At 68.3% G+C, this 18,987-nt stretch carries 21 protein-coding genes and 1 pseudogene; 7 read left to right on the top strand and 15 right to left on the bottom strand.

Annotated features, from left to right (window positions below; genetic code table 11):
- Positions 1–6 precede the first annotated feature (6 nt).
- The 7 genes from ASD87_RS21320 to ASD87_RS21350 all read right to left on the bottom strand — a co-directional run bounded on the left by ASD87_RS21320 (position 7) and on the right by ASD87_RS21350 (position 5,948).
- Positions 7–753 (bottom strand): SDR family oxidoreductase, encoded by a 747-nt coding sequence (locus ASD87_RS21320; protein WP_056326277.1) that lies wholly within the window; start codon positions 751–753, stop codon positions 7–9.
- Positions 754–795: 42 nt separating this feature from the next.
- The gene (locus tag ASD87_RS21325) at positions 796–1,164 is read right to left on the bottom strand and encodes a cupin domain-containing protein (protein ID WP_056326280.1); all 369 of its coding nucleotides are present in this window, start codon (positions 1,162–1,164) and stop codon (positions 796–798) included.
- 174 nt (positions 1,165–1,338) lie between these two features.
- Positions 1,339–1,731, bottom strand: coding sequence for a VOC family protein (locus tag ASD87_RS21330; RefSeq protein WP_056326283.1), 393 nt, complete (start codon positions 1,729–1,731; stop codon positions 1,339–1,341).
- 60 nt (positions 1,732–1,791) lie between these two features.
- Positions 1,792–2,793 carry a formylglycine-generating enzyme family protein gene (locus ASD87_RS21335; protein ID WP_082586390.1) on the bottom strand — a complete coding sequence of 334 codons (1,002 nt, stop codon included), beginning with the start codon at positions 2,791–2,793 and terminating at the stop codon, positions 1,792–1,794.
- Positions 2,794–2,953: 160 nt separating this feature from the next.
- Positions 2,954–3,613 carry a DNA oxidative demethylase AlkB gene (alkB, locus tag ASD87_RS21340; RefSeq protein WP_056326285.1) on the bottom strand — a complete coding sequence of 220 codons (660 nt, stop codon included), beginning with the start codon at positions 3,611–3,613 and terminating at the stop codon, positions 2,954–2,956.
- A gap of 1 nt (position 3,614) precedes the next feature.
- The gene (locus tag ASD87_RS21345) at positions 3,615–4,328 is read right to left on the bottom strand and encodes a 2OG-Fe(II) oxygenase (RefSeq protein WP_056326988.1); all 714 of its coding nucleotides are present in this window, start codon (positions 4,326–4,328) and stop codon (positions 3,615–3,617) included.
- Positions 4,329–4,406: 78 nt separating this feature from the next.
- Positions 4,407–5,948 carry a phospholipase D family protein gene (locus ASD87_RS21350; RefSeq protein WP_156403486.1) on the bottom strand — a complete coding sequence of 514 codons (1,542 nt, stop codon included), beginning with the start codon at positions 5,946–5,948 and terminating at the stop codon, positions 4,407–4,409.
- 118 nt (positions 5,949–6,066) lie between these two features.
- Between ASD87_RS21350 and ASD87_RS21355 the strand changes: the two genes are divergently transcribed.
- Positions 6,067–6,642, top strand: a complete 576-nt coding sequence (locus ASD87_RS21355) for a helix-turn-helix domain-containing protein (RefSeq protein ID WP_056326288.1) — start codon at positions 6,067–6,069, stop codon at positions 6,640–6,642.
- A 7-nt stretch (positions 6,643–6,649) separates the two neighbouring features.
- Positions 6,650–7,186 carry a GNAT family N-acetyltransferase gene (locus ASD87_RS21360; RefSeq protein ID WP_056326289.1) on the top strand — a complete coding sequence of 179 codons (537 nt, stop codon included), beginning with the start codon at positions 6,650–6,652 and terminating at the stop codon, positions 7,184–7,186.
- 21 nt (positions 7,187–7,207) lie between these two features.
- Here the strand turns inward: ASD87_RS21360 and ASD87_RS21365 are convergent, their stop codons facing one another.
- Positions 7,208–7,540 carry a hypothetical protein gene (locus tag ASD87_RS21365; protein WP_056326291.1) on the bottom strand — a complete coding sequence of 111 codons (333 nt, stop codon included), beginning with the start codon at positions 7,538–7,540 and terminating at the stop codon, positions 7,208–7,210.
- A gap of 260 nt (positions 7,541–7,800) precedes the next feature.
- Here ASD87_RS21365 and ASD87_RS21370 point away from each other — a divergent pair, with 260 nt between their 5' ends.
- Positions 7,801–8,616, top strand: a complete 816-nt coding sequence (locus tag ASD87_RS21370) for an SDR family NAD(P)-dependent oxidoreductase (protein WP_056326294.1) — start codon at positions 7,801–7,803, stop codon at positions 8,614–8,616.
- Here ASD87_RS21370 and ASD87_RS21375 read toward each other — a convergent pair.
- Positions 8,613–9,368, bottom strand: a complete 756-nt coding sequence (locus ASD87_RS21375) for a sulfite exporter TauE/SafE family protein (protein ID WP_056326296.1) — start codon at positions 9,366–9,368, stop codon at positions 8,613–8,615. The two genes, ASD87_RS21370 and ASD87_RS21375, sit on opposite strands and share 4 nt — an antisense overlap.
- Entirely contained in the window at positions 9,365–9,781 is a 417-nt protein-coding gene (locus ASD87_RS21380) for a hypothetical protein (protein WP_056326299.1), read from the bottom strand. Before ASD87_RS21380 ends, ASD87_RS21375 begins: the two co-directional genes overlap by 4 nt.
- 122 nt (positions 9,782–9,903) lie before the next feature.
- On the opposite strand from ASD87_RS21380, the gene ASD87_RS21385 reads away from it, so the two are divergent.
- Entirely contained in the window at positions 9,904–10,905 is a 1,002-nt protein-coding gene (locus tag ASD87_RS21385; protein ID WP_056326301.1) for a LysR family transcriptional regulator, read from the top strand.
- Here the strand turns inward: ASD87_RS21385 and ASD87_RS21390 are convergent.
- The gene (locus ASD87_RS21390) at positions 10,829–12,229 is read right to left on the bottom strand and encodes an MATE family efflux transporter (RefSeq protein ID WP_056326303.1); all 1,401 of its coding nucleotides are present in this window, start codon (positions 12,227–12,229) and stop codon (positions 10,829–10,831) included. The two genes, ASD87_RS21385 and ASD87_RS21390, sit on opposite strands and share 77 nt — an antisense overlap.
- 132 nt (positions 12,230–12,361) lie before the next feature.
- Between ASD87_RS21390 and ASD87_RS21395 the strand changes: the two genes are divergently transcribed.
- Entirely contained in the window at positions 12,362–12,838 is a 477-nt protein-coding gene (locus tag ASD87_RS21395; RefSeq protein WP_056326992.1) for a MarR family winged helix-turn-helix transcriptional regulator, read from the top strand.
- Between the two features lie 32 nt (positions 12,839–12,870).
- Here ASD87_RS21395 and ASD87_RS21400 read toward each other — a convergent pair whose 3' ends face one another.
- The 4 genes from ASD87_RS21400 to ASD87_RS21415 all read right to left on the bottom strand — a co-directional run bounded on the left by ASD87_RS21400 (position 12,871) and on the right by ASD87_RS21415 (position 17,842).
- The gene (locus tag ASD87_RS21400; RefSeq protein WP_056326306.1) at positions 12,871–13,362 is read right to left on the bottom strand and encodes a hypothetical protein; all 492 of its coding nucleotides are present in this window, start codon (positions 13,360–13,362) and stop codon (positions 12,871–12,873) included.
- Entirely contained in the window at positions 13,359–13,907 is a 549-nt protein-coding gene (locus ASD87_RS21405; RefSeq protein ID WP_056326310.1) for a hypothetical protein, read from the bottom strand. The genes ASD87_RS21400 and ASD87_RS21405 overlap by 4 nt, the downstream gene beginning before the upstream one ends.
- A 122-nt stretch (positions 13,908–14,029) precedes the next feature.
- Entirely contained in the window at positions 14,030–16,768 is a 2,739-nt protein-coding gene (locus tag ASD87_RS21410; RefSeq protein ID WP_056326313.1) for a cation-transporting P-type ATPase, read from the bottom strand.
- 105 nt (positions 16,769–16,873) lie between these two features.
- The gene (locus ASD87_RS21415; RefSeq protein ID WP_056326315.1) at positions 16,874–17,842 is read right to left on the bottom strand and encodes a LysR substrate-binding domain-containing protein; all 969 of its coding nucleotides are present in this window, start codon (positions 17,840–17,842) and stop codon (positions 16,874–16,876) included.
- Positions 17,843–17,948: 106 nt separating this feature from the next.
- On the opposite strand from ASD87_RS21415, the pseudogene ASD87_RS27665 reads away from it, so the two are divergent.
- Both ASD87_RS27665 and ASD87_RS27395 read left to right on the top strand, forming a co-directional pair.
- Positions 17,949–18,289: pseudogene (locus ASD87_RS27665) on the top strand (NADP-dependent malic enzyme); the annotation flags it as partial.
- A 32-nt stretch (positions 18,290–18,321) separates the two neighbouring features.
- A partial coding sequence (locus ASD87_RS27395) for a malic enzyme-like NAD(P)-binding protein (protein ID WP_369818589.1) occupies positions 18,322–18,987 on the top strand: 666 nt, incomplete at its 3' end.

The raw sequence follows: 18,987 nt of genomic DNA on the forward strand, positions 1-18,987 counted from the left end.
CGCGCGTTAGCTGCCGCCCGATACCTCGATGAACGATCCGCTGGTATAGCCGGCCTCGTCCGAAAACAGCCACATTACCGCCCCGGCCACTTCTTCCACCGTGCCGCCGCGGCGCAGCGGAATGACGCTTTTCAAGCGGTCCACGCGGCCCGGTTCGCCGCCGCTGGCGTGCATCTCGGTGTAGATCGTGCCCGGGCGCACGCCATTCACACGGATGCCTTCGGGCGCAACTTCCTTGGACAGGCCAATGGTCAGCGTATCCATCGCGCCCTTGGACGCGGCGTAATCCACGTATTCGTTGGGCGATCCCAGACGGGCCGCGGCCGAGGACACGTTGACGATGGCGCCGCCCTGGCCGCCGTGGCGCGGCGACATCCGCCGCACCGCTTCGCGCGCGCACAGGAATGCCCCGACCACGTTGGTGGACAGCACCCGGTGCAGCCGGGCGGCGTCCATGTCTTCGACGCGCATCTGCTTTTCCAGGATGCCGGCGTTGTTGACCAACGCGTCGATGCGGCCCAGGCGCTCGTCCAGCGTGCGGAACATGCGTACCACCTGATCCTCGTCGGCCACGTCTGCCTGGATGGCAACCGCCTTGCCGCCGCCGCGTGCGATCTCGTCCACCACGGCTTGCGCGGCATTGGCATTGGCATGGTAGTTGACGCCGACGGCGTAGCCGCGGCGGGCCGCCAGTTTGGCGATGGCGGCGCCGATGCCGCGGCTGCCGCCGGTGACCAGCATGACTTTGGACATGGTTTCCTCCTGTTGGGGCATCACGTTAGCAAAGCCTGACGCTCAGATCCATACGTCGTTGGGCGCGCGGCGCTCCTCGCCCGCGTCGCCCGTGTTGGCCACGCCGCGCGGCTCGATCAGCATGACTTGCGTTTCCTCCAGCGCACAGGGCTTGTGCTCGACGCCCTTGGGAATCACCGTCATTTCGCCAGGGCCCAGGTCGATCTCGCCGTCCCGCAGCGCGATCCGCAGCCGGCCGGCGATGACGATGAATGTCTCGTCCGTGTCCGCGTGCGCGTGCCAGACGAAGTCGCCCTTCAGCTTGACGAGCTTGAACTGGTAGTCGTTCATCTCGGCGATGACCTTGGGCATCCAGTGGTCGTGGATGAGGGCCAGCTTGGCGGCCAGATTGATGGGGGCGGGAGCGGACATGGCGTTGCCTCGGGATGGGAAAGCCCCACGATACGGCCATGCCGCTCAACGCGTCTTGTACGATCGAGCAAGTTTGCCGGGCCCGCCCCGGCGCCGCCCGTCAGGCGTACAGCATCCGCCGCCAGCGGTCGGGCGCCATGCCGTAGGCTTGCACGTGGCGGCGCGTCAGATGGTTCAGGCCGGCTGCTTCAACTGCACCAGCACGAACTCGTTGCCGTACAGGTCGATGAAGTGCGCGTAGGCGGCGGTTTCCTCGTGCACGGGCTCGCGGGTAAAGCGCACGCCCTTGGCCGCAAAGTGGGCGTGATCGCGCAGCACGTCGTCCGTGTAGAACACGCCGACCGGCTGGCCGCCGGTCTGGTCGCCCACGCGATCGCGCTGCGCCTGCGTCTGGGCTTGCAGCAGCCACACGCCCACCGAAGGCTGATCGTGCAGGCGCAGGTGCACATAGCGCTGCTGGCCGACAGGCATGTCGACAGACACCTCCATCCCGAGCTTGTCCCGGTAGAAGGCGATGGCGGTGTCGTAGTCGTTTACAAGCAGGACGAGACGGCCCAGCGTGTGCATGTGAGGATTCTCTTCAAATGGATCGTGCGGCCATGCTAACCCACCAGGCAGTCTTTTTCTTCAGTCGGCGGCGTGGGCTTCGCGCACGAGGCGCACGCCGACCAGCGGATAGCGCGTTTCCTGCGTGTTCCAGTTGCGGTACGACGCGCGCGTGTACAGCGCCCAGGTGTGCCAGGAGCCGCCGCGCCGCACGCGCACGTTGCCGGTGTCCGGACCCTGCGGGTCGTCCGTGGGGGACTTGGCGTAGTAGTCCTCGCCGTACCAGTCCGCCACCCATTCCCAAGCGTTGCCGTGCATGTCGTACAGGCCGAATGCATTGGGCGCGTAGCTGGCGACGGGCGCGGTGAAGGTGTTGCCGTCGTGGCGTGGCGAGGCGAAGGCCTGCCATTTCGGCCACAGCGGGCTGGCGTCGGCATCGAAGCCGTTGCCCACGTCCGGCATCGCGGCCGGGTCGTCGCCGTTCTGGTAGCGGGTGCGCGTGCCGGCGCGGCAGGCGTATTCCCATTCGGCTTCGGTGGGCAGGCGGTACACGCGGCCCTCCGTCTTCGTCAGCCACTGCGCCAGCGCGGTGGCGTCGTTCCAGCTGATGTTCACGACCGGGTGATCGTCGCCCTGCGCGAAACCGGGGTTGCGCCACGAATACCGGCGGTCGCGGCCTTCGAAGGCGTCGCCCGAGGCAGACGTTTCCGGGTCGTAGGCGGCGTTGTAGCCGTAGCCGCCCGTGCCGTCGGCCTCGGACTCCGGCACGTAGCCGGACGCTTCGATGAACCGGCGGAACTGGCCCACCGTGACTTCGGTGCGTTCCAGGTAGAACGGCCGCGTGATGCGGACGGTGTGCACCGGCGCTTCGTCAAAGAGCTGGGCGTGGCGCTCCGGCGGATATTGCGGATAGGCGGCGGCCAGCGTGCGGGGGTCTTCGTCGCTGCCCATCTGGAACGTGCCCGCCGGCACGCGCACGAACGTCATGCCCAGCGAGTTCTCGATGATGTCGGGCGGCGTGGCCGCCAGGACGGGCGCGCAGGTCAGGGTGCAGAAGAGGGCGATGGCGGTGCGGGTACGCATGGGTGTCCGACGGGTTGGGCCAGAGGGTGCGCCATAGTAGGGCCGCCGCGCGGCCGCCGCCAGACATGGTGAACCCTCATGTTGCAGGCATCGGACGGCCAGCATGAGCATCCTGCCAAGTCGCAGCACGGCGTGCGGCCACGTCATGGCCGCCGCGCGCCTAACCCGCCTTGCGGATCGTGAAGTTGATGCGCTGGCTGCCCAGCCGCGGATGCGGCAGGTCTTTCAGCGGCATCACGCCGTGAAACCGCAGGCGGTCCACGCCGCCCCACACGACGACGTCGCCATGAAACAGCGGCACCCGCGCGGCCCGGTCCGCGCGGTCGTCGCCGCCGAACAGAAACATCGCCGGCATGCCGAGCGACACGGAGACAATCGGCGCGCCGTAATCGCGTTCATTGCGGTCCTGATGCAGCGACAGCCGCGAGCCGGGCGCGTAACGGTTGACCAGGCACGCATCCGGCGCGAAGTCCGCAAAGCCGGCTTCCCGCGCCGCGTCCTTGGCCAGCTGCCTGAAGGCCTGCGGCATCGGCGGCCAGGGTTGGCCGGACACGGGGTCGATGCGGCTATAGCGGTAACCGCGGGCATCCGTCGTCCAACCCAGCTCGCCGCAATTGGTCAGCGCCACCGACATCGTGTAGCCGCCGGGCGTCTCCATGTGGCGGAACGGGGCCTGCGCGATCACGTCGTCCACGCCGGCCAGCAGCGCGTCCACGGCGGGTAGCGCAAACCCGCGCAGCACCACCGATTGCGCACCGAGCGCCACGCGGCCGTGCTGGGCGGGATCGTCGCCGCCGAAGAGGTCCAGGGTCGAGGTCATGTCACACCGCGTCGTGAAAGATGATGCCCAGTGTGTGGCGCCGGCCCGCGCGCAGTTCGCTCACGCCGTGGCGCATGGCCGCCTTGCGCCAGCCGCGCACGCCTGCGACGGGGCGCTGGTTCACCGTGAAGATCAGCGCATCGCCTTGCTGCAAGGGCAGCACGTCGGCGCGCTGCTCGCGGCTGCTGGCCTCGGTCATGACGAATTCTCCGCCGGTGAAGTCCACGCCGGGCGCCGACAGCAAGAGCGCGACCTGCAACGGAAAGACGTGTTCGCCGTACAGGTCCTGATGCAGGCAGTTGTAGTCGCCCGGCCCGTACCGCAGGATCAGCGGCGTCGGCCGGCGCTGTCCGGCCGCGTGGCAACGCGCCAGAAAGACGGCGTGGTCTGCCGGGTACTGCACGTTGATGCCCATCTGGCGGTTCCAGCGGTTGGCGATGGGCGCCAGCCGGGCATACAGCGCGCCGCGCAGCCGGGCAATCGGGCCGGGCAAGGGGTAGCGGAAATACTTGTATTCGCCGCGTCCGAATCCGTGGCGCGCCATCACGACGCGGCTGCGGTAGCGGTCGTCCTGGTCGTACGCATTGGACAGCACATTGCATTGCGCGGGCGTCAGCAGGGCGGGCAGGATGGCATTACCGTGCGCGTCGAGGTCTGCGGCGGCGCGGGTCCAGTCTTGCTGCGCGAGCAAGGCGTCGGCGGGCGTCAGGGTCATGATCGGCAAAAAAAGGAATATCGCTGCGTCCAGTCTACGCCTTGCGCGTGCGCCGGCCACTCCGCTTGTTGCGGCCGCCTAGAGCAGCGGTTCCAGCGGCAGCTTCGATGCAACCCACACGGTCGCGCGTTGCAGCAGGGTGGCGCCCGGCTCGCGGTCGTGCCGCACCGACTGGCCGTCGCGTTCCTCCAGCCAATAGAGCTTGCCCATGTCGTCCAGCCGGACGCGGTAGGCGGTGCGGGGCAGCTCCTTGTCGAATGCGTTCTCGATGCCGCGGGCCAATGCGGGGCTGTCGATCACAAAGCCCAGCTCGGTGTTCAGCCGCGCCGAACGCGGGTCGAAATTGAACGAACCCACGAAGACGCGTTCACCGTCCACGGCGAAGGTCTTGGCGTGCAGGCTGGAGCCCGAACTGCCGAAGGGGCCCATGCTTCGGTTGCGCTCGACGCCGTGCGACGCGCGCTTCATTTCGTAGATCTCGACGCCGGCGGCCAGCAGATCCTTGCGGCGCTTGGCGTAGCCGGAATGCACCACCGCCACGTCGGTCGCTTCCAGGGCGTTGGTCAGCACCCGCACCCTGACGCCGTTGCGCGCCATCTTGGCGAACGCGCGCGTGCCGGCGGCGGTGGGCACGAAGTAGGGCGACACCAGCAGCAGATCCTTGGCCGGCACGCCCACGATGTCGTGCAGCTGGTGCGGCAGCATCGCCTCGGGCGGCGCGGTGCCCAGCGTCTTGCGGGGATCGTCACTGACCATGCGTGTCTTCGACCATTCCAGGGGCAGTTCGCCCCTGAGCAACTGGCGGATGAACGGCAGGTCGCGCATGGCCTGGGCATAGGCCGCGGCCTGCGGCGATCGCTCGACCGTGGCGGCATCGGCTTCCAGTTCCTCCAGTTCGTTGGAGGCCGCCTTCTTGACCAGGCCTTCCACGGGATAAGCGGAATCGCTGCACCAGTAGCGGTCGAAATCGGCCGACACGTCGCTGACCGTTTCCCCAATGGCCAGCACGTCCATGTCCGTGAACACGACGCCGTCGGTGGCGCCAAAGTATTCGTCGCCGATGTTGCGGCCGCCGACGATGGTCACCTGGTTGTCGGCGGTGAACGACTTGTTGTGCATCCGGCGGTTCAACCGGTTGAAGTCGGTCAGGTAGCCGAGCGGCTTTGGCCAGCGCACCGCAAACGGGTTATAGAGGCGGACTTCGATGTTCGGATGCCCGTCCAGGGCGGACAGCGTCCGGTCGAGCCCTGCCGTGCCGTTGTCGTCCAGCAGCAGGCGCACGCGCACGCCGCGATCGGCGGCCTCGTGCAGCGCCTCGAACAGCATGATGCCCGTCATGTCGTCGTGCCAGATGTAGTACTGCACGTCCAGGCTGCGCTCGGCCGCGCGCGCCAGCATGATGCGGGCGGCGAACGCGTCCAGGGGGTTGGCAAGGGCATGGATGCCGGATTTGCCGGGATGCGCGGCGGCCAGCGGCGCAATCGCCTGTCCCAGCGGCGTGGTCTGGGCCTGGTCTTCGGGAAGCGCCTGCGACACGCTGCGCTTGTCGAGCGAGGGAAGGGAACAACCGGAGGTCAACGCGCAAAGGATGGTCATGTAGAGGAGTTTGCCCAGTTGCATGACCGCTATTGTGCCGAATCCTGCGCGGGTCCTCCGTAGTGTCCGGCGGCCGAACGAATCGCGCATTGGGGAAACCACGCAGTCGACGGTTTTTCATATGTGGGATAAATTCCCAAATATGGAAAACACAAACGCTTCTGCCGACGCCGGGCTGGACCTTCGTCTTGCCGCCCGGCTCAAAACGCTGCGCCAGGAACGCGGCTGGTCCCTGGACGATCTGGCCGGCCGGGCCGGCATCAGCCGCGCCACGCTGTCCCGGCTGGAGAATGGCGAGGTCAGTCCCACCGCCAGCGTGCTCGGCAAGCTGTGCGCCGCCCATGGCATGACCATGTCGCGCCTCATGCTGATGGTCGAGGACGACTTTGCCGCCTGCGTGCCCGAAGCCGCGCAGTCCGTGTGGGTGGACGACAGCGTGGGCTTCACGCGCCGTTCCGTGTCGCCACCCTCGCAACGCCTTGCCGGCGAGGTGCTGGCCTGCGAATTGGCGGCCGATGCCCGCATCCATTACGAGCAATCCCCCCGGCCCGGTCTTGAACACCACCTGCTGATGCTGGACGGCGAGCTGTCCGTCACGGTGGACGGGCAGGCGCACCGCCTGCTGCCGGGCGACTGCCTGCGCTACCAGTTATTCGGCGCCAGCGCTTTCGTCACCCCGCCGCATCGCGGCGCCCGCTACCTGCTTTTCATCGTCTGAGCCCCTCATGTCCCCTTCAAATCTTGAATTGATCCTGCTGCCGGCCGACGCCGCCGCGGCCGCCGTGTCCGACCTTGCCACCTTGCTGCACGCGTGCGTGCAGGGCGGCGCCAGCGTCAGCTTCGTGCTGCCGTACAGCCATGACGACGCGCAGGCGTTCTGGCGCAGCAAGGTGCTGCCGGCCGTGGAAAGCGGCGGGGTCAAGTTGTGGGTGGCGCGGGTGGACGGGCGGGTGGCCGGTTCCGTGCAGCTGGATGTGGATACGCCGCCGAATCAGCCGCACCGCGCCGAGGTGCGCAAGCTGTTGGTGCATCCGGATTTCCGGCGCCAGGGCATTGCGCGGCGGTTGATGGGCGAGGTCGAGGACATGGCGCGGCGGCTGCATCGCAGCCTGCTCACGCTGGACACGCGCACGGGCGACTCGGCCGAGCCGCTATATGCGTCGCTGGGCTACCAGACTGTGGGGGTGATTCCGGGCTTTGCGCGCGATCCGCTCGACCCGGACAAGGTGGATGGAACGACGATCATGTACAAGCAGCTATGACCGGCGTTCGGGGCGGGGCGATCAGGCCAGCGGCTTGATGCCCACGCTGTAGGGCGGCGCGTTGCCGCGGGCGGCGGCCTTGATCTTCAGCATGGAGCCGCCCGGCGTGAACTCGAATTCCTGGTAGGGCACTTCGAACCACTGGTGAAAACTGGTGCGCGAGAACTCCGGCACCCACACCTTTGCGCGCTTCGCATCGCAGTGGAATTCCACCAGCGTGCGGTCGATGCCCAGCGGGCGGGTGTTGCCGATGCGGTAGCTGACGCGCAGTTCGGCGCGTTCGGCTTGGCCGGGCCGCCAGGTCAGGCCAATGGATTCCATGAAGTGTTCGATCGCCTCAATGCCGCGATACATAGCTGACTCCGAAAGCAGCGGGGGCGGTTGCCCCCGTGATGATCCGCCGCGCAAGGCGGCGGCAAACAGACGGATTATCCGCCATATCGCATTGCCGTAGAAATAGGCAGGTTTCACGCAAGATCCTGCCTGTACGCCCGCGCGGGCGATTCTTACTATCCTGTCCAGGGCCGCGCCGGCCGTGGTTTTGCCAAGCGCGGCGGCATCGGCCGGGCGGCACGGCATCTTGCCGGCCGCCGCAAGCAAGGAAAGGGAATCGCATGAATACCGAAAAAATCTGGTTGGTGACGGACGTATCGGCGGGCCTGGGCATCACCCTGGTCAAAATGCTGCTGGACCAGGGACACAAGGTAGCCGCCACCTCGGGTGATGGCGATGCGTTGCTGGAGGCGGTGGGCGCCAAGCTCGAAGGGCGGTTCCTGCCGCTGACGGTCAACCTGGCCGACGAGCGCGCGGCGCGCCGCGCCGTCGATGCCGCCGTCGCCGCGTTCGGCGGCATCGACGTGGTGGTGAATGGCGCCGGGCAAGGGGTGCAGGGCGCGCTCGACAGGTTGACCGACGCGCAGTTGCGCGGCACGTTCGATACCCACGTGTTCGGGGTGCTGAACGTCATCCGCGCCGTGATGCCGCGCCTGCGCGCGCAGCGCGGCGGGCATGTGTTCAACATTTCGTCCATCCTGGGCTTCGACGGGCGCACGACGGAATGGGGCGCCTACAGCGCTGCCAAGTTCGCCGTCAGCGGGCTGACCGAATCCTTGGCCGCCGAAGCCGCGCCGCTGGGCATCCGGGTTTCGCTCGTCTATCCCGGGGCGATGCGCACAGGCGAATCCGAGGTGTCGCCAGAGCTTTCCGCGCGCGGCGCGCAGGGGTGGGATCAGAGCGGCGATCCGGCCAAGGCGGCGCAAGCGCTGATCGATGCCGCGCAGGCGCAATACGCGCCGCTGCATCTGTTCCTGGGCCGCGATTCCTTCGACCAGGCGCGCAGCAAGATCCAGTCGGTGCAGCAGGAGCTGGCGCGCTGGCGCGAGATGTCGGTCTCGATCGGTTTTGCCGACGCAAGACGGCTGGCCGCCTAGACGCCCAGCAGACCGCGTCCGGCCTGATAGGCGCCCAGCAGCGCCAGGCTGACCATTAAGCACAGCTTGAAGGTGCGTGCGGACATCCGGTTGCGCAGCCGTTGCCCCAAGGCCATGCCGGCCAGCGCGGGCAGCAGCATCAGAAGGGACGCGCTTGCCGCGCCTGCCGTGTAGCCGCCGTTGAGCCACAGCCCCGCGGCAAGCGCGACGGTCGACACTGTGAACGAAATTCCCATGGCCTGGATGAGCGCGTTCTTGTCCAGGTTCAGCGCCTGCAGATACGGCACGGCGGGGATGACGAAGACGCCCGTGGCCGCCGTGATGACGCCAGTAACGGCGCCGGTGGCGATGCCCAGCCAGGGTTCGAGACGGGGCTGCACCGTGGGCGGCGCGCCAAACAGTCCCCACCCGGCATAGGCCACCAGCGCCAATCCCAGGCAGATGCCCGCCCACTCGCCCGAAGGCGGACCCAGCCACAGCGCGCCCGCCACCGTCCCGGCGCAGACGCCCGCCTGCATGCCCGCGATCCGGCCAAGCACCGCCCGCAGCGTGACCCACGGCCGCGCCTGCCACAGGTTGGTGATGAGCGACGGCACGATGAGCAGCGCCGCCGCCTGCGCGGGCGCCATCACCAGCGCCAACAGCGCCATGGAAATCGTGGGCAGGCCCAGGCCGACCACGCCCTTGACCACGCCCGCCAGGACAAACACCGCGGCAACGGCGGCCAGCAAAACCGGATCCAAGAGATTCATGCGGGCTCGCAGTGCGCGGTCAGCGCATCCTTGGGGCGGCCGAACAAGGCATAGGCCACGTCCTGCGACGGGCCCTCCTTCTGGCGGGCGGCGCGCAGCAGCCACGCGCGTCCTTCGCACAGATCGGCGGGCAGCGATGGACCATATAACGCCGGGCCGGCGATCAGGACGACGCCCAGCATCCGTTGCGCGGGCGCGTGGTCCCCGCGCGCCGCGGCGCGCAGCCACGCCAGCATCGCGGCATGATCGCCCTGGGTCTGCGCTTCCAGCGCCAGCGCGTATTGTTGGGCGGGCGTGATGGCGCCGCCAAGGCCGTTGTTCGATTCGGCCACGCCTGAGGCCGGCAGCGCGAGTGCGATCGCGGCGGCGCCCGTCCAGCGCGCGGCGCGGGTGCGCAAGGGTGCGAGGTTCATGTGTTTCGCCTGTTCTGAAGGGGGGTGAACACATTCTGCCGATCGCGCCCCGCTACACCTATCGGGATCTGGCTTACCCAGCCTATGGATGCGCCTGAGGCTCGCGTGCTACGCTTTTTTCCATGCGTTTCGACCTGACCGACCTTCGCCTATTTCTGAATGTGCACGAAACCGGCTCCATCACGGCGGGCGCGGGGCGTTCGCACATGACGCTGGCCTCGGCCAGCGAGCGCATCCGCGGCATGGAAGACGCGCTGGGCGTGCCGCTGCTGGTGCGCGAGCCGCGCGGCGTGCAGGTCACACCCGCCGGGCGCACGCTGGTCCACCATGCCCGGCTGGTGCTGGGCCAGATCGACCGCATGCGTGGCGAACTCGACCACTACGGGGCTGGCCTGAAGGGGCACGTTCGCGTGCTGTGCAACACCACGGCGCTCAGCGAATACCTGCCGCCCGTGCTCGGCGCGTTCCTCAAGGACCACCCGCATATTTCCGTCGACCTGGAAGAGCGCCTCAGCCACGAGATCGCCGACGCGCTGCGGGCGGGCGCGTGCGACATCGGGGTGCTGGCGGACTCGGCCGACCTGCATGGCTTGCGCACGCGCATATTCCGGCACGATCCACTGACGCTGATCGTGCCGCGCGGCCATCCGCTGGCGGCGCAGTCGCAGGTGCTGCTGCAGGACGTGGCCGGGCATGACTTCGTGGGACTGGTGCAGGGCAGCGCGCTGCAGGAACACATTGCGCATCATGCGCGCCGCAGCGGCAGGCCCCTGTCCTATCGCGTGCGGCTGCGCAGCTTTGACGCTGTGTGCCGGATGGTGGGCCAGGGCGTGGGCGTGGCCATCGTGCCGCGGGCAGCGGCCCTGCGCTATGGCCGCGCGGCCGGCGTGAGCCGGGTGGCCCTGGCCGATCCCTGGGCCGCGCGCGACCTGGTGCTGTGCGTGCGCGACGATCTGCCTGCTTACGCGGACGAGCTGGTGGCGTATGCGTTGCGCGATGCGCCGGAAAATGTGCGGGCAAATGCGCCGGAAAATGCGCCGGCAGGCGTCACCGCGCGAACAGCCGTCGCCCCGGCAGGTGCCCGGGGCCGAACCAGGACCCCGACGCGACGGCGGCCAGGATGACCAGGCCGTAGACGCACATTGCCACGGCCGCAATCACGAAGAATACGGTCAGCGACCCGGTCAGGTGCAGCGCAACGCCGCCCGCCCCGATGCCGATGAGCAGCCGCAGAAATCCCGCGGTCAGCGGCCACTTCAGCCGGCCCGCGCCCTGCGACGCGAAGTACAGCGAAAAGCCGAGCGCAAAGAACCCGTACACCGGGCCCACCGTGCGCAAGTAGTCGGCGCCCGCCTGCAGCATGTGATCCTGCGCGCCAAAGAGACGCAGCCATGCCTCGGGAAAACACGCCGCGGCCAGCCCGATCGCCTCGGCCAGCACGAAAGCCATCGCCCCGCCGGTCAAGGCGATGCGCATGGCGCGCTCGGGCTGCCCGGCGCCGATATTGGATCCCACCATCGCCACCATGGGAGCGCCCAGGCCGAATGCAATCGGCATCAGCAGGTACTCAAGCCGGACTGCCACCCCATAACCCGCGACGGCCGCCTCGCCCGCGTAGGCGCCCACCAATGCGGCGGTCAGGGCCACCAGCGCGTTGGTCAGCAGCGGGTTGATGGTGGCCAGCGCACCCACGCTGAGGATGTTGCGCATCAGCGTCACGTGCAGCCGGCTGGCCACGAGCCGCGCCGCGTTGCGGCCGCTGGCGCAGTACGCGCCCAGGATGAGCGTGCCCACCGCGTAGTAGGTCACCAGCGCCCAGCCGCCGCCGGCCACGCCCAGCGCGGGGAAGGGACCCCAGCCGAAGATGAGGCACGGCGACAGGGGAATCAGCAGCAGCGCGCCGCCGCAGATGACCGCGCCCGGCACCAGCATGTTGCCGGTGCCGCGGATGGCGCTGGCGAAGGCATTCATCAGCCACATCAGCACGATGCCGCCGAAGATGACGTTGGAATAGGCCAGCGCCGCGTCGAGGGCCGCGCCCTCGGCGCCCAGCGCCCGGTACAGCGCCGGACCGAAGGCCAGCAGCAGCACGCAGAACAGGACCCCCAGCAAGGCGTTGAGCACGACCGCGTGCAGCACGAGCTGATCCGCCTCTTGCTGGCGGCCGCCGCCCAGCGCCCGCGCCACCGCCGCGGATATGCCGCCGCCCATCGCGCCCTGCGACATGTTCTGCATTAGCATCAGGACCGGCACGACCAGCGCCACGCCCGCCAGCACCGGCGTACCCAGCCGCGCGAGAAACCAGGTTTCGATCAGGCCGGTGGACGACTGCGCCAGCATCATCAGGATGTTGGGCCACGCCAGCCGCGCAAGCGTGGGCGCGATGGGGGCGTGCAGCATGGCCTGCAAACGCGCATTGGCGGGGCGAGGCGGAACGGTCGCGGTCATGGGACAGGCCGGTGAAAGGGGTCGGCAAAATTTACGTGCATATGCCAATATCTGTCAATATCGCGCTGGACGCGGCGCTGCCCCGGCGTTAGCGTTATGTCCTTGCCCGCACACTTTCCTTCGCCGCTCGCCATGTCCGACGCCCCGCTCCCTGGCCCCGCCGTTCCTCCGGATCCGCTCATCTGCAACGGCGCGGCGCTGCGCAAGGCGACGCGCCGCGTGTCCCAGTTGTACGACACGGTGCTGGCGCCCTGCGGGCTGAAGGTGTCGCAGCATTCGATCCTGGTGCACATCGCGCGCGCAGGTTCGCCCTCGATGACGGATCTGGCCCGCGCAATGGTGCTGGACCGGTCCGCACTGGCCCACAACCTCAAGCCCCTGCAGCGCGACGGCTACGTGCGCATGATGCGCGACCCGCTGGACGGCCGCAGCCGCCGGGTCGAACTGACCGAGACCGGCCGCGCGAAGCTGGCCGAGTCGCGCCGCCTGTGGAAAGACGCGCAGAACCGTTTCGAGGCCGCCTACGGCGCCGAGCGCGCCGCGGCGCTGCGGCACGCGCTGGCCGACATCTTTTCCGACGAGTTCGCGCTGGCCTTCAGCCGGGGGTAGCAGCCGCCCGGCGTTTGGCCCATTCAAGCGGGCTATTGCAGCCCGTTCCAGCGCGCCACCGAGGGCTCGGCAGCGGCCCACTTCCATTGGCCGTCCGGGCGCTGGCAGATCGTGCTGGCGTAGGCCGGGGCGGCGCCTTCGACCTCGACCGTGAACAGCACCTCGCGGCAATGCGCCAGCGGCGTCTTGATATCGCGCACCGCCTGGATGCTGCCGCGCTCGTTGCCCACTGGCAGCGTTCGCTTGACCTGCCATTGCCGGACTTCGCCCAGGGGCAGCGCGCCCACCGCGTTGGCCATCACGTTCTGCTGGTCGTTCTTCCACTCGCGCAATACGTACTTCACCGTGGCGTCGACCGCGGCTTGCACCGAAACGCCGATGGCGAAGCCGGCGACGGGATTGGCCGTGGCCGCTCCGCTCAGCGTGCCGACCACCGCACCCGTGGCCGGACCGATGGACGAACTCTGGCAGCCCGCGAGCGCGAGGCTGGCGGCCAGCGCCAGCATCCCAAACGCGCGCGTCACTGGAGCGAACCCCAGCGGGCGGTCGCCGGTTCGGCGCTGGCCCAGCGCCAGTGTTCGCCGTCGCGGCAGACGGTCGTGACATAGAACTCGCGCTCGGGATCGGCGCCGGACTTGTCGGCGGGGGTGTCCACCGAGAACACCACCTCCTTGCATTGGAGATCGCCGCCGCCGATCAGCCGGCTGACGGTGACCTGGCCCCGCGCGTCGTCTTCGATGGGCAGCTTGTGCTTGACGTTCCAACTGGCGACCTTGCCCACCGCGAGCGGGCCGGCGGCCTTGGCGATGGCGTCCTGTTCTTCGCCGCGGGTCTGGCGCTGCGCATAGGCCAGCGCGGCCTTGGCGCCGGCCTGCACGCCCAGGCCGATGCCGGTGGCGACGGTGGCGTTGTCCGTGACTTTATTGGCGATGGCCGTGCCGGCGATACCTGCCGCGGCGCCCGTGCCTTCGCCGAGCATCGAGCTGCAGCCGGAAAGCGCGGCCAGCGCGGCGATGCCCACGACGGTAAGCGCGCGGCGGCTCGCAAGGATTGGCGAGATGGTGAACACGCTGCGTGCCCTCCTGCGTGAAACTTGGCGGGCGCAAGTATAGGAGCGCACACAGCCTTGCGGCCGCGGGCTTTACATTTGTTGGCATTTTTGTGGGCGGGCGCCTTACCCCGCCGGACGCTTCACGCCGCCGTACGCTGCGCCAGCGCCACACGGTCGCGCCGCGCCCGCCACGTGCGCAGCACCAGCTTCTCGGCCTCGACCACGCAGAACAGGATGCCGGCGGCCACCAGCGTCAGCGTCCAGTACTCCGGCGGCAGCGGCACGGTGCCAAAGACGCGGTTCATCACGGGCAGGTAGATCAGCGCGCCTTGCAGCACGCCCAGCATGATCGTCACCAGCCAAAGCGCCTTGTTGCGGAACATGCTGGGCGTGAGCGGAAAGCGGTCCTGCAGGCGGCAGTTGAACAGGTAGGTCCATTGCGCCGTCACCAGCGTCTGCAGGATGACCGTGCGGATGAAGTCCGGATCGCGGCCGGCGGCGATCAGGCTCTTTTCGATGACGAAGGCCGACGCCATGAAAAGCAGCCCCACGAAGGCGATGCGCCAGATGGCGAAGGCGTCCAGGATGGACTTGGCCGGATCGCGCGGCGCGCGCTGCATCACGCCGGGCTCGGCCGGTTCGAACGCCAGGCCAAAGGCCAGCGTGATGGAGGTGGCCATGTTCATCCACAGGATCTGCAGGGGCGTCAGCGGCGCCTGCGCGCCCGCCAGCAGCGCCGCGATGACGAGCAGCCCTTGCGCCAGATTGGTCGGCAGGATGAAGAGGATCGTCTTTCTCAGGTTGTCGTAGACGCGGCGCCCTTCGCGCACCGCGTAGGCAATCGAGGCGAAGTTGTCGTCCGCCAGCACCATGTCGGCGGCTTCCTTGGTGACCTCGGTGCCCTTGATGCCCATGGCCACGCCCACGTCCGCCTGCTTGAGCGCGGGGGCGTCGTTGACGCCGTCGCCCGTCATGCCGACCACTTCGCCCATCGCCTGCAACGCGCGCACCAGGCGCAGCTTGTGCTCGGGACTGGTGCGGGCAAAGATGTCGTGGTCGCGCGCCAGCGCAGCCAGCGCTTCGTCGCTGGTCTGCTCCAGCTGCGCGCCGGTCACCGCCTCGCTGACGTGCGTCATGCCCAGCATCGTCCCGATGGCCAGCGCGGTTTCGGGATGGTCTCCGGTAATCATCTTCACGCGGATGCCGGCCTGGTTGCACTGCGCGATGGCCTCGATGGCTTCGGGCCGGGGCGGATCCATGATGCCGGCCACGCCCAGCAGTATCAGGCCGGTCTGGAAGTCCGGATGGTCCAGCGCCGTGGCGCCGGCGGCGCTGGGCTTGTAGGCGGCGGCCAACGTGCGCAGGCCCTCGTGCGCAAAGGCCTGCAGCCCGCTTTCCCAGTAGTCCAGCCGCAACGGCTGCGGTCCGTCTTCGCCCTGTTCCTGCGCGCACAGCTGAAACAGCACGTCGGGCGCGCCAGTGACGTAGATGACGTTCTGGCCGTGGTCGTCGCACCGGCGCGCCATGTATTTGTAGCCCGAGTCGAATGGCACCTTGCCATGCTTGGCCACGCCATCCAGGCCCTGGCCCGCCTTGGCGGCCAGCACCATCATCGCGCCTTCGGTGGGGCCGCCCACGATGCGCCACTGCCCGTCGGCGTCTTCGTGCAGCTGGCTGTCGTTGCAAATGGCCGCCGCGCGCACGAAGCGCGTCAGCGCGTCCTCCTGGCTCCAGTCCACCGGCATGCCGTCGGACTCGCGGGTGACCTCGCCGACCGGGCGGTAGTTGTCGCCCGACACACGATAGACGCCCTGCGCCAGCAGCACATTCTTGGCGGTCATCTCGTTCATGGTCAGCGTGCCGGTCTTGTCCGAGCAGATCACCGTCATCGCGCCCAGCGTTTCCACGGTGGGCAGCTTGCGGATGATGGCGCGATTGCGCGCCATGCGCTGCACGCCCAGCGACAGGATGATCGAGATGATGGCCGGCAGCCCTTCGGGCACCGAGGCCACCGCGATGCTGATCAGCGACAAAAGCAGGTCGGGCAGGGGCATGTCCAGCACGTAGCGGCCCAGCACGAACAGCGCCGCCACCATCACCAGCACCACCTGGAAGATGCGCTTGCCCAGCAGCTGCATCTGCCGCAGCAGCGGCGTCTGCAGCGTCCGCACGTTGCTCATCATCCGGTTGATGTGGCCGATCTCGGTGTCGCTGCCGGTGGCCACGACAATGCCGCGCGCGTTGCCCGCGCTGACGTTCGTGCCCGAGAAGCCCAGATTCAGGCGGTCGCCCAGCGGCGCCTCGCCGGGCAGCGGCGCATCGTGCTTCTCGACGACGGTGGACTCGCCGGTCAGCATCGATTCCTCGACGCGGAAGTTGTGGGTGTCAAAGAGCCGCACGTCGGCCGGGATCTTGTCGCCGGGCCGCAGGATCACGATGTCGCCCGGCACCAGGTCGCGGGCGTCGATCTCTTCCTTCTGGCCGTCGCGCACCACGCGGGCGTGGTTCGACAGCATGTTGCGGATGCCGTCCAGCGAGCGTTCGGCGCGGCTTTCCTGCACGTAGCCGATGACCGCGTTGATGACGGCCACGGCCAGGATGACGATCGTGTCCAGCCAATGGGCCATCAGCGCCGTCACCACGGCCGCGGCCAGCAGGATGTAGATCAGCACGTCGTTGAAGTGGCCCAGAAAACGCAGCCAGGCGCTGCGGCGGGCGGGCGGGGGCAGGGCATTCGGGCCGTGGGTTTCCTGCCTGCGCCGGATCTGGTCCTGCGTCAGGCCCGACGGGCTGGTCACCTGCGCGTCCAGCGTCTCGTCGACAGAGAGCTGGTGCCAGGGGCGAGGAGTTTGCGGAGCCTGCGTGTGCGCCTGCTTCATTGCGACGGCCTCCCGGGAGGACCGGCGCCGTGGCCGGGCCGGGGGTCGGGGGCCGCACGCGTCAGTCCGGCGTCCATGATACGACGGCCAACTGCCCGTGGACGATCAGAGCGGCGGGCGGGCGCCCTTCAGATAGACCTCGCGCAAGGCGGCGGCGAAAAGGGCTTCAACGTTGCGCCGCAAGCCATCGGACCGCGTGAAAAGCGAGATCGGCGGCAGCGTCCAATCGAACGAGTACGGCACGATGGCCGCGCCCGCGATGCGGACCAGTTCGTCGGCGATGTCGGCCGGCAGGATCGTGACGGCGCGGTCGCTGGCCACGATCATTTCGCCAATCAGTTTGGACGAGTCGCTTTGCACGGACGGCGGCGGGGGCGCCAGGCCGGCCCGCAGAAAGATGTCGGCCACCTGCTCGCGGATCGGGCTGCCCGGCGTGCCCAGGATCCAGTCCAGGTCGGCCAGCCGGTTCCATTCCAGGCGCGACCGGCCCAGACGCGCGGCCAGCCGGCGGCTGGCGATCAGGCGCGGCTGCTGGTGATACAGGACCTCGAAGCCGATATGGGTCAGGTCCACCGAAGGCGTGGCCCAGCCCACCACCACGTCCAACGTGTGGTCACGCAGCTGGCGCAGCAGGGCCGGCCCCTGGCCTTCGTGGATGGTGGCCGTGAGCTGCCGGCCCTGCGGCAGCGTGCGGCCGATGGCCGCCGACAGCATCTGGCCCGACACGAAGGGGATGACGCCGATGTGCAGGTGGGCGGCGTGCCCGGCCGCGACCGTTTCCATTTCCTGCACCAGATGCCCCAGATCGTGCACCAGCCCGCGGGCGCGCGCCAGCACCACCGCGCCCATCGGCGTGGGCGTCATGCCCCGCACGGAACGGTCGAACAGCGGCACGCCGAACATGCTTTCCAGTTCGGCCAGTGCGTTGGTCACGGCCGGCTGGCTGGTCGCCATGTGTTCGGCCACCCGGGTCAGCGATCCGTGCTGCTCGATTTGCAGCAGCAGCATCAGGTGGCGCATCTTCAGGCGCGAGGTCAGTTTCCGGAAGACGGCATCCGGGTCGAAGGCTGTCATAGACAAGGCATTAGGAAAACATAATGGAACAATATTAAATCCGAATGATCGCCTTATGTCTTAACGCCTAGAATTTTGCTCATTCAAGACAGCGAGGCCACAGCCCATGAACAACCCCTCCGACCGCCAGGCAGCCCTGGACTATCACGAGTTCCCCACCCCGGGAAAGATCTCTGTCGTGGCGTCCAAGCCGCTCGTCAACCAGCGCGACCTGGCGCTGGCGTATTCGCCCGGCGTGGCGGCGGCCTGCGAGGAAATCGTGGCCGATCCGGCCAACGTGTACCGCTACACGGCGCGCGGCAACCTGGTGGGCGTCATCACCAACGGCACCGCGGTGCTGGGCCTGGGCAACATCGGCGCGCTGGCCTCCAAGCCCGTCATGGAAGGCAAGGCCGTGCTGTTCAAGAAGTTCGCCGGCCTGGATGTCTTTGACATCGAAATCAACGANCAACATCGGCGCGCTGGCCTCCAAGCCCGTCATGGAAGGCAAGGCCGTGCTGTTCAAGAAGTTCGCCGGCCTGGATGTCTTTGACATCGAAATCAACGAGACCGACCCGGACAAGCTGGTCGAGATCATTGCCGGCCTGGAAGCCACCTTCGGCGGCATCAACCTTGAAGACATCAAGGCGCCCGAATGCTTCACCGTCGAGCGCAAGCTGCGCGAGCGCATGAAGATTCCGGTTTTTCACGACGACCAGCACGGCACCGCCATTACCGTGTCGGCGGCCTTCATCAACGGCCTGAAGGTCGTGGGCAAGGACATCAAGCAGGTCAAGGTGGTCACGTCCGGCGCAGGCGCCGCGGCGCTGGCGTGCCTGGACCTGATGGTGGACCTGGGCCTGCCGCTGGAAAACATCTGGGTGACCGACATCGAAGGCGTGGTCTATGAAGGCCGCACCACGCTGATGGACCCGGACAAGGCGCGTTTTGCGCAAAAGACCGACGCCCGCAAGCTGGCCGAAGTGATCGGCGGCGCGGACGTGTTCCTGGGCCTGTCGGCCGGCGGCGTACTCAAGCCGGAAATGGTTGCCGCCATGGGGCCGCGTCCGCTGATCCTGGCGCTGGCCAACCCCACGCCGGAAATCCTGCCGGAAGTGGCGCACGGCGTGCGCGACGACGTGGTGATGGCCACGGGCCGGTCGGAC

It is taken from the genome of Achromobacter sp. Root170, from assembly GCF_001428165.1.
In the GTDB taxonomy this organism is placed as follows: domain Bacteria; phylum Pseudomonadota; class Gammaproteobacteria; order Burkholderiales; family Burkholderiaceae_B; genus Achromobacter; species Achromobacter mucicolens.